8 protein-coding genes and 1 pseudogene are annotated in these 9,268 nt (G+C 37.6%); 7 read left to right on the top strand and 2 right to left on the bottom strand.

All coding sequences use genetic code 11. The features are described 5' to 3' along the window. Positions 1–599, top strand: a pseudogene (locus ACLTU0_RS08605) (hypothetical protein); the annotation flags it as partial. 39 nt (positions 600–638) lie between these two features. On the opposite strand, the gene argH reads toward ACLTU0_RS08605, so the two are convergent. Both argH and ACLTU0_RS08595 read right to left on the bottom strand, forming a co-directional pair. Beyond that, entirely contained in the window at positions 639–2,018 is a 1,380-nt protein-coding gene (gene argH, locus ACLTU0_RS08600; protein ID WP_412322073.1) for an argininosuccinate lyase, read from the bottom strand. 137 nt (positions 2,019–2,155) lie between these two features. Next, positions 2,156–3,376, bottom strand: a complete 1,221-nt coding sequence (locus ACLTU0_RS08595; protein ID WP_412322072.1) for an argininosuccinate synthase — start codon at positions 3,374–3,376, stop codon at positions 2,156–2,158. A 117-nt stretch (positions 3,377–3,493) separates the two neighbouring features. On the opposite strand from ACLTU0_RS08595, the gene ruvC reads away from it, so the two are divergent. The 6 genes from ruvC (at position 3,494) to sigE (ending at position 9,240) form a co-directional block, all read left to right on the top strand. Continuing rightward, complete coding sequence (ruvC, locus tag ACLTU0_RS08590) at positions 3,494–3,997, top strand: crossover junction endodeoxyribonuclease RuvC (protein WP_022229215.1); 504 nt, start codon at positions 3,494–3,496, stop codon at positions 3,995–3,997. A 279-nt stretch (positions 3,998–4,276) separates the two neighbouring features. Continuing rightward, the gene (gene ruvA / locus ACLTU0_RS08585) at positions 4,277–4,864 is read left to right on the top strand and encodes a Holliday junction branch migration protein RuvA (RefSeq protein ID WP_412322070.1); all 588 of its coding nucleotides are present in this window, start codon (positions 4,277–4,279) and stop codon (positions 4,862–4,864) included. Positions 4,865–4,892: 28 nt separating this feature from the next. Then, a complete protein-coding gene (ruvB, locus tag ACLTU0_RS08580; protein WP_022229217.1) occupies positions 4,893–5,900 on the top strand; it encodes a Holliday junction branch migration DNA helicase RuvB in 1,008 nt (335 codons plus the stop codon). 52 nt (positions 5,901–5,952) lie between these two features. Further along, on the top strand, positions 5,953–7,512 hold the full coding sequence (locus ACLTU0_RS08575) for an N-acetylmuramoyl-L-alanine amidase (protein ID WP_412322068.1): 1,560 nt from the start codon (positions 5,953–5,955) through the stop codon (positions 7,510–7,512). Positions 7,513–7,672: 160 nt separating this feature from the next. Next, positions 7,673–8,512: a sigma-E processing peptidase SpoIIGA gene (locus tag ACLTU0_RS08570; RefSeq protein ID WP_412322067.1), complete on the top strand. Its 840-nt coding sequence runs from the start codon at positions 7,673–7,675 to the stop codon at positions 8,510–8,512. Further along, positions 8,509–9,240, top strand: a complete 732-nt coding sequence (gene sigE / locus ACLTU0_RS08565; protein ID WP_412322066.1) for an RNA polymerase sporulation sigma factor SigE — start codon at positions 8,509–8,511, stop codon at positions 9,238–9,240. Before ACLTU0_RS08570 ends, sigE begins: the two co-directional genes overlap by 4 nt. The last annotated feature ends 28 nt before the right edge of the window (positions 9,241–9,268 follow it).

Raw genomic sequence — 9,268 nt, 5'->3', positions numbered from 1 at the left:
TGTTTAATGTGATGTCAGGGAGCAGTCCTTTTGCACCGAAAGCAACATCAACTCCTATGCCGACACCGATGCCGTTGCCGACTGCGACACCGACACAAATGCCGGAGGTTACACCGCAAATTGTATATGTGACACAGGAGCCGCAACAAGCTAATGTACCGCCTCAACAGCCAAGACAGGATACAGGTGTTGTAGCACATCCAAGTTATACTTTGTATAACAGCAGTGCATATGGTTTTAAGTGCAGTTATCCGTCGCATTTTGTAGTATACAATGACGGAAAAGCAGAAACACTTTATTCTGTGGAAGCACCCGACGGCTCGGCAAGAGAAATTATAGCAACAAAGTCGGCGGCAGATACCTCGGTAGGAAACGAATTGAATTTCTATATTCAAAATCACGCAGGAAATGTGACGTATAAAACATCGGGAGCGGATTATTTTGCGGTAACGGTTAATGACGGTATAACGGAATATTATAAGTATTGTAAGTTTAGAAACGGTAATATGTATTGGTTTGAATTTATATCACCTCACGCATATCACGATATTTATGATGTCTATATAAATGATATTTACGGTACGTTTAAAGTAAATTAATAAAAAATGCAAGCTGATTTAACAGCTTGCATTTTGTTTTTATTGCTGTGCTAAAAATTCTTTTGCGTCAGCGATTGCTTTTTCGACAACTTCTTTTGCCGGACCGCCTATGACTTTTCTGTCATTTACGCAAGTTTCCATGCTGATAGCATTATAAATATCATCCTCGATAATATCCGAAAATTCTTTAAATTCATCCATTGTAAGGTCATCAAGTGATTTATCATGTTCGATTGAATAGAATACCATTCTTCCGACAACTGCGTGTGCCTCTCTGAAAGGCAAGCCTTTCTTTACAAGATAATCGGCAACGTCAGTTGCGTTTGTAAATCCGCCCTTTGAGCCTTTTAGCATATTATCCTTTTTAACTGTCATTGTTGCAATCATATCGCAGAATACAGGCAAGCAAAGTTTAACTGTATCAATACTGTCAAAAATAGGCTCTTTATCTTCCTGCATATCCTTGTTGTATGCAAGTGGAATACCTTTCATTGTAGTAAGCAAGCCCATAAGATGACCGTAAACACGACCTGCCTTACCGCGAATAAGTTCCGCAACGTCAGGATTTTTCTTTTGCGGCATAATAGATGAGCCTGTTGAAAAAGCGTCGTCCATTTCAACGAATGAAAATTCATTGCTTGACCATAAAATAAGTTCCTCACAGAAACGGCTAAGGTGCATCATAACAAGAGCAAGACAGTTTGCAAGTTCAATAACAAAATCTCTGTCGGAAACACCGTCAAGCGAGTTCATTGTAACCGCGTCAAAACCAAGTTCGCTTGCGACAAATTCTCTGTCAAGAGGGTAGGTAGTACCTGCAAGCGCACCGCTGCCCAAAGGCATAACATTAGTACGTTTTCTGCAATCACGAAGTCTTGAAAGGTCGCGTTTGAACATTTCAAAGTAAGCCATTAGGTGATGTGCAAAGGTAACAGGTTGTGCCTTTTGAAGGTGTGTGTAACCCGGCATAATTGTTTCAGTGTGGTCTGAAGCAAGGTCAACAAGTACGTTAAGTGTGTGTATAAGCATTTCTTCAATATCGGCAGTTTCGTCCATAAGATACATACGAATGTCAAGAGCGACTTGGTCGTTACGGCTTCTGCCGGTGTGAAGTCTTTTACCTGCATCACCGATACGCTCAATTAAAATCTTTTCAATATTCATATGAATATCTTCTGCGTCAATTTCAAATTCAACTTTGCCGTCCTCAATATCCTTTAGAATATTCTTTAATTCGGCAACGATTTTGTCACTGTCCTCTTTTGGAATGATGTTCTGTTTGCCAAGCATTGTAGCGTGGGCGACAGAACCTTTTATATCTTGTTTGTACATACGTTTGTCAAAACGTATTGATGAATTGAAATCGTCAACTTTTTTGTCGGTGCTTTTCTGAAAGCGACCGCCCCATAATTTAGCCATATATTTTTTCTCCTTTGTCTATTAACTCATATACTTTTATTATATAATAAAAAAATGAAAATGTAAACGATTTATAAGAATTTTTCGGAAAAGAAAAAGAGGATACCCAAAAGTATCCTCAATATAATATACGATTATTATTTATCCAAACCGTTCTTTTTCTTCATCATAGCACGAACCTTTAGCGGTAGACCGAATAGGTTGATGAAACCTTCACTGTCTTTGTGGCTGTAAAGCTCATGGCTGTCACCGAATGATGCAATATCTTCATTATATAGTGAACATGGTGACTTAGCACCTGCAGGAGTTACGCTGCCTTTGTAAAGCTTAAGTCTGACTTCACCTGTAACAGTTTCGTCCATAACGTCAAACATAGCTGACATTGATTCACGAAGCGGTGTAAACCATTTACCGTCATATACAAGTTCAGCAAACTTAATAGCTGACTGACGCTTGAATGCCTGAGTATCTCTGTCAAGGCAAAGGTATTCAAGTTCTTGAATAGCAGTATAAAGAATTGTACCGCCCGGAGTTTCATAAACGCCTCTTGACTTCATACCTACAAGTCTGTCCTCAACGATGTCTGCAATACCTACACCGTAAGCACCGCCAAGCTTGTTAAGTTCTTCAACAAGCGGTCTTGGGTCTAACTTCTTGCCGTCAAGTGAAACAGGTTCACCCTTTTCAAAACCGATTGTTATGTACTTTGGCTCGTTAGGAGCTTTTTCAGGTGAAACGCCAAGCTTTAACAAGCTGTCAAGCTGCGGTTCGTTTGCAGGATCTTCAAGGTCCATACCTTCGTGGCTGATGTGCCAAATGTTTCTGTCACGAGAATACAAATCTTTCTTTGTAACAGGGATTTCAATGTTGTGAGCCTCTGCATAGTCAACAGCGTCTTCACGAGATTTAATATCCCAAATTCTCCAAGGAGCGATTATCTTTAGTGATGGGTCAAGAGCCTTTATACCAAGTTCAAAACGTACTTGGTCGTTACCCTTACCTGTAGCACCGTGGCATATTGCAACAGCACCTTCCTTATGAGCGATTTCAACAAGTCTTTTTGCAATGATAGGTCTTGCGTGAGAAGTACCTAAAAGATACTTGCCTTCATATACAGCACCTGCTTTTAAAGTAGGGAATATATAATCCTTTACATAATCATCTCTAAGGTCTTCGATATAAAGCTTAGATGCGCCTGCCTTTTTTGCTCTTTCTTCAAGACCATCTGTTTCTTTACCTTGTCCGACGTCACCGCATACAGCGATTACATCGTAATCGTAATTTTCCTTTAGCCAAGGAATAATGATTGAGGTATCAAGTCCGCCTGAGTAGGCTAAAACAACTTTTTCTTTTGCCATGGTTGCAATTCCTCCTAAAATATTATAAAATATCATTTATTGATGATTTATATTATACACCAATATTTATATATATTCAATAGCAAAATTGACGAAAATAAAGGAGTTAGAAATAAAATGATTATAATAGGTATAGACCCCGGATATGCAATAGTCGGAATAGGAGTGGTTGAGTATGTAGGAAACAAGTTCAGAACGCTTGAATACAACGCAATCACGACACCTGCAGGAATGCCGACTGTCGAACGTTTAAAAAAGATATATACGGAGATGACGATGTATATAGATAAGTATAAACCCGACGCGGTGGCGATAGAAGAATTGTTCTTCAATTCAAACCAAAAGACCGCGATTAACGTTGCACAGGCAAGAGGTGTATTGCTTGTAGCGGTGGCAAACAAGAATGTACCGATAAGCGAATATACGCCGCTTCAGGTTAAGCAGTCCGTTACAGGTTACGGACGTGCGGATAAAAAACAAATACAATCTATGGTGAAAATGATTTTGGGATTGAATGTTATACCTAAACCCGATGATGCCGCAGATGCTCTTGCACTTGCAATTTGTCACGCACATTCCAATAAAATGAATAACATGCTCGGAATGAACGGTGTAAGGTAAGCATAGATGTAGTGAAAAAATGAATTAATATACAACATATAGTATGCAATGTTACAGAATTGTAACATTGCTGAAAAGTTTATGAAATATAATAATTTTGGATAAAATATACAATAAAATTAATGCTGAATAATATTAGTATGGTTAAATTATACATATAAAAGAACGATAAGTTAAAAATAAATTAAAAAATAGAATGATATTTAATAATTTTGTAACAAATTGCAAGTTGACATAATTGTAATGTTATTGTATTATATATGTACGAGGTAAGAAAGAATGTATTATTATATAAAAGGTACGTTGGTACAAAAGAACGATAATTACATAGTTGTAGACGCAAACGGAGTGGGATATATGATTTACACTTCGCTAAACAGTATGCAAAATGCCGGTGAAGTCGGTAAAAAAATTACAATATATACATATTTACACGTCAGAGAGGACGTAATGGATTTATTCGGTTTTACAACTATAGAAGAAAAGAATATGTTTATGCATCTTATATCTGTTTCGGGTGTAGGTCCTAAAGCGGCACTTTCCATTTTGTCGGTAACAACTCCGGCTAAATTCGCGGTGGCTGTTATAACGAATGACGTTAAGACGATTACAAAAGCATCGGGCGTAGGTCCTAAAATGGCTCAAAGAGTTATATTGGAGCTTAAAGATAAGATGAAAACGGACGAGCTTGAAATTGATTTGGAAGACGAAAGTGACGATATACTTTCAGATAACAGAAGTGAGGCAATAAGTGCGCTTGTTGTTTTGGGTTACAGCTCAAACGATGCACAAAAAGCCGTTAAGGGTATAGACGGAACATTGAGTGTTGAAGAAATAATAAAGAAAGCACTTGCAGGATTATTATAATAGGAGATTATATGGGGAGGTAAAATCATTGTTTGATGAGGACGAAAGATTTGTCACAAGTGATTTTATAAGTGAAGATGCGGAGATTGAGGTCGGTTTAAGACCGAGAAATCTTTCTGAATATATAGGTCAGGAAAAAGCTAAAAACAATCTTGAAATATACATAAAAGCGGCACTTGAAAGACGTGAGGCTTTGGACCATGTTTTGCTTTACGGTCCGCCGGGATTGGGTAAAACCACATTGGCAAGTATTATTGCCAATGAGATGGGTGTTAATATAAGAATAACTTCCGGTCCTGCGATTGAAAAAGCGGGTGACTTGGCGGCTATTCTTACAAACCTGTCGGAACACGATATACTGTTTATTGACGAAATACACCGTATGTCAAGAACGGTTGAAGAAATTCTTTATCCGGCTATGGAGGACTATGCGCTTGATATTATTATAGGTAAAGGCCCGGCGGCGAAATCTATAAGAATTGATTTGCCGAAATTTACACTTATAGGAGCGACAACAAGAGCAGGACTTTTGACAGCACCGTTAAGGGACAGATTTGGTGTTATAAGCCGACTTGAACTTTATACTGTTGAAGAAATCAAGGAAATAGTCAAAAGAAGTGCGGGTTTGCTTGATGTGGAAATAGACGATGAGGGTGCGGCGGAAATCGCGTCACGTTCAAGAGGTACTCCAAGAATTGCAAACCGATTTTTAAAGCGTGTGCGTGACTTTGCACAGGTAAAGTATGACGGTAAAATTGATTATAAGGTTGCGGCAGATGCTTTAAAGAGTATGGAAGTCGATGAACTCGGTCTTGATATAATTGACAGCCGAATGATTAAGACTATGATTGAAAACTTCGGCGGCGGACCTGTCGGTCTTGACACTTTGGCGGCGACAATAGGCGAAGAACCGAATACTATTGAGGACGTATATGAGCCGTATTTGTTGCAGCTTGGTTTTATATCAAGAACACCGAGAGGAAGAATTGCGACAAAGGCTGCGTATGACCATTTTGACATTCCGTTTGCGGAATGATTGAAATAGAAAAAATGTGTAGGATAAAAAAGAAAAGGAGATGATGTGCAAAATGAGAAAATTAAGAGTATCACTTATAGCGATAGTAATGTTTTTGTTTTGCAGTGTAGGTTTCGCATCGGCACAGACTATGATGCTTGAATATGACGGTGGAACACACGAGTATAACGGAGAGATTTATGCACTTGTTGTAAACAATCAGCTAATCAATCCGCCGCTTTCACCGATTATATTCAATGACAGAGCACTTGTACCGGTAAGAGAAATATTTGAGGAAGTGGGTGCAACGGTAAATTACATTAATGACACTCAAACCATTGAAGTTTCAAGTGATGAATATGATGTGGTTATGAGAATTAATGATAATGTTGCGTACATAAACGGTGAAAAAACCAATATACCCGACAATGTAGTACCAAAGCTTATCTCAAAGGTAGGCGGTGAAACAAAAACAATGGTTCCCGTAAGATTTATAAGTGAAACGATAGGTCTTGATGTAAAATTTGATTCGGAGGACGGAGCGATTTTGATTGATTCGGACGGATATGTTATTTCGGACGAAAATCAAGAACCGAGTATTGACGATGTAGTTCCTCAGCCTGATAATTCGGATGACAATGCAAGCTATACACCGTCGGTTGAAACAAAAATAACAAATGTTTCATATGACATTACAGGCGATAACAGCATTAAAGTTACAGTTACATCTAATGCCGATATTTCAAGTTATTCCGATTTTACATTAAGTTCACCGGAAAGAGTTGTTGTGGATTTTGCAGGAATGAAGTTTGATGGCGTAGGTGATACACTAAGCGTTAACAAAGCAGGTGTGACATCTGTAAGAATGGGCGACAATGACGAAAGAGCAAGAGTTGTTGTAGATATTTCAAATTTAAAAAAATACAATATTGAAAAAACGTCAAACAATACTGTTGTTATAAATGTTGAAACAAAGGCGGCCGCACCGACACCGAAGCCGACTGTAAACAACGGAAATTCAAACAACAATTCGACAATTACTGCCGATTCGAGCAAATTGATTGTGCTTGACGCAGGTCATGGAGGAAGTGACTCGGGCGCGGTTGGTTATTCTAACGGTAATGTGGTGCTTGAAAAGAATTTGACTCTTGAAATAACGTACAAAGTAAAAGAAATTCTTGAAAATGCCGGTTATACCGTTTCAATGACACGAACAGGCGATACTTTGCCGTCATTGGTTGAACGTCCTACTCAAGCAAATGCTGAAAATGCCGCTGTTTTTGTAAGTATACATATCAATTCCGTTGACAATGCACCGAATGCTAACGGAACTGAAGTATATTATGCAGATTCAAATAACGGTAACGCTTACGGCACAACAAGCGAAAAGCTTGCAACCAATATATTAAACAGGATGCTTTATTATATGGGTTCAACAAACAGAGGCGTTAAAACTGCCGAACACGCAGTTACAAAACGCTGTGAAATGCCTGCGGCACTTACCGAAGTCGGCTTTATAACAAATCCTACGGAAGTTTATAATATGACTACCGACGAATATCAATATAAAGCTGCTCAAGGTATTGCCGAGGGAATAATGATAACATTAAAAGATATTAATGTTCCGCAATAATTTTGTCTTTAAAATGAACTGTCTTTCTTATTTGAGAAAGGCAGTTTTTTTTTTATAATGTTTCGACTAAAAGATGTCGAAACATTTTTTTTATTCGACAACCGACTTTGACATTTTTCTTACAGTATATGGAGTATAATACTTTTTAGAGGTGAGCAATATGGAGATATATGCCGATGTAATATTTTTAGTGAATTTTATATTTTCATATGTGCTGTTATACATTCTCGGCAAGTTCGTTAATACGGTGAAAATAAAAAAGCTGCGTTTAGCCGTTGCGGCGGTAATCGGCGGAATAAGTTCGGCGATTATATTTTGTATAGAAATGCCGATGTGGATTTCGTATGTGCTGAGATGCGTGGCGATATTTTTGATGATAACAACAGCCTATTTTGAAAAACGCAAAAACATACTAAATCAGATGTTATGGTTTGTAATGCTCGGCGGTATAATGATGTTTGTAATGATAATGCTTGTATCGCTTACGGGTAAAACAATCGGTATGGCAATCAACAACGGCATTGTATATTTTGATATTAATTCAAAGGTGTTTGCCATATCGCTTGGAATATCGTGCATTATGATGATTTTCTTTGTAAAGATGTTTAAAAACAGAAAAAATAAAAAATACTATATACTGAATGTGACACATAATGACAGAACTATAACTGTTTCTGCATTGTTTGACAGCGGTAATTTACTTAAAGAGCCTATAACGGGTAAGTATGTAAGCATACTTGAATGGGAAGCGGCGAAAGAACTGTTTGATACCGAAATAGAATTTTCGGATATTGAAAATTATATCGAAGATATGAAATTGTGGGCAGTACCGTTTAATTCGTTGGGGAATTCGTCCGATGTTTTGTTTGCTTTTTTGGCAGATGAAATAAACATACCGGAAGAAAATAAAACAATAGATAAAACATTTATAGGTTTGTACGGCAGCAGACTTTCAAATAATGAAGAATATCACGCATTGATTAATGCAGGCTTACTATGAAGGAGTTAAAGGAAATGGAATTATTAAGAAAAATCAGTTCAAAATTTATTTGTATCGGCTCAAATCCTCTGAAAAATGCGGAAGTCTTTTATATCGGAGGCAGTGACACATTGCCGCCGCCATTGAAAAAAGACGAGGAAGAAGCACTTATGAAAAAGCTTGTAAACGGTGATATGAGTGTTAAGGCTACATTGATTGAAAGAAATTTAAGGCTTGTTGTTTATATTGCAAGAAAGTTTGAAAATACGGGGATATATGTTGAGGACTTAATCTCAATCGGTACGATTGGTTTGATAAAAGCGATAAATACATTTAATCCGCTTAAAAATATAAAGCTTGCAACGTATGCGTCAAGGTGCATTGAAAATGAAATATTAATGTATCTTCGTAAAAATTCAAATATGCGCAGTGAGGTTTCTATTGATGAGCCGCTTAATGTGGATTGGGACGGAAATGAACTTTTGCTTTCTGATATACTCGGAACGGATAATGATGTTATCTGTAAAAATATAGAGGACGAGGTTGACAAGGCACTGCTTGTTGACGCGATGAAAAAACTGTCTGTAAGGGAGCAACAGATAATGCGGTTACGATTCGGACTCGGTAACGGAAAGGAAAAAACACAAAAGGAAGTTGCAGATATGCTTGGTATATCGCAATCATATATTTCCAGACTTGAAAAAAGAATAATAGGCAGATTGAAAAAAGAAATAGCCAAAATGTGCTGAATATACATATTATCGTCATATCTTGTAC

The organism is Hominilimicola sp. (assembly GCF_046972485.1).
In the GTDB taxonomy this organism is placed as follows: Bacteria; Bacillota; Clostridia; order UBA1381; family UBA1381; genus Hominilimicola; species Hominilimicola fabiformis.
This window is presented reverse-complemented; position numbering and strand designations above follow the sequence as displayed.

Coding starts and splice junctions, on each gene's coding strand:
- ACLTU0_RS08570 (WP_412322067.1), top strand. CDS start 7,673: ATGGAGATATATGCCGATGTAATATTTTTAGTGAATTTTATATTTTCA.
- sigE (WP_412322066.1), top strand. CDS start 8,509: ATGAAGGAGTTAAAGGAAATGGAATTATTAAGAAAAATCAGTTCAAAA.
- ruvA (WP_412322070.1), top strand. CDS start 4,277: ATGTATTATTATATAAAAGGTACGTTGGTACAAAAGAACGATAATTAC.
- ACLTU0_RS08595 (WP_412322072.1), bottom strand. CDS start 3,376: ATGGCAAAAGAAAAAGTTGTTTTAGCCTACTCAGGCGGACTTGATACC.
- argH (WP_412322073.1), bottom strand. CDS start 2,018: ATGGCTAAATTATGGGGCGGTCGCTTTCAGAAAAGCACCGACAAAAAA.
- ruvC (WP_022229215.1), top strand. CDS start 3,494: ATGATTATAATAGGTATAGACCCCGGATATGCAATAGTCGGAATAGGA.
- ACLTU0_RS08575 (WP_412322068.1), top strand. CDS start 5,953: ATGAGAAAATTAAGAGTATCACTTATAGCGATAGTAATGTTTTTGTTT.